This is a genomic window from Corynebacterium sp. HMSC072A04, from assembly GCF_001809235.1.
In the GTDB taxonomy this organism is placed as follows: Bacteria; Actinomycetota; Actinomycetes; order Mycobacteriales; family Mycobacteriaceae; genus Corynebacterium; species Corynebacterium hiratae.
In genome coordinates this window covers 1-440 of record NZ_KV796768.1, presented here as the reverse complement: position 1 = coordinate 440, position 440 = coordinate 1, and the positions used below count along the sequence as shown (strand labels likewise).

The 440-nt window shown below is 51.4% G+C and carries 2 protein-coding genes; one reads left to right on the top strand and one right to left on the bottom strand.

Annotated elements, in window-relative coordinates:
• Positions 1-186 (top strand): hypothetical protein (locus HMPREF2565_RS14045; RefSeq protein ID WP_210385881.1); only part of this gene is annotated, 186 nt, incomplete at its 5' end.
• A 13-nt stretch (positions 187-199) separates the two neighbouring features.
• Here HMPREF2565_RS14045 and HMPREF2565_RS14040 read toward each other — a convergent pair.
• Positions 200-440: hypothetical protein (locus HMPREF2565_RS14040; RefSeq protein WP_210385879.1), on the bottom strand; the 241-nt coding region annotated here is incomplete at its 5' end.

Sequence of the window (440 nt, the reverse complement as noted above, 5' to 3'; positions counted from 1 at the left end):
CCCGCTACGCACTCCAAAACCGGAAGAGCCCCTAACCCGGAAACGACAGCGGCTGCGAAGACGAGCGAGAACGTAGCTTTAAAAGAAAGACTATTCATCAACCTCAACATTTTATATGTGTTACACTTCATAGTATTGATCTATAGAGAGCCAGAATACATCCCCCCTGTCCAGTCAAAGTTTTAACCCCTGAAGTGCTCTAGGAGACCCCATGTCCACTTTCGTCATCGTTGCCGTCGCGGCCATCCTTCTCATTGCCATCCCAGCAGGCATGATGAACCGACGGATTCACAAACGTACGGAAGACCACGACCCCGAGGCGCGCCAGGCCGCGCTGGATTTCCAAAGAGATGTTGATAGAGGCCGGGCCAGCTTCTAAAACACAAAAAGACCGGCACCCCAGAGCTAAGAGTGTGATGTCTATGGAGTTTTTGGACACG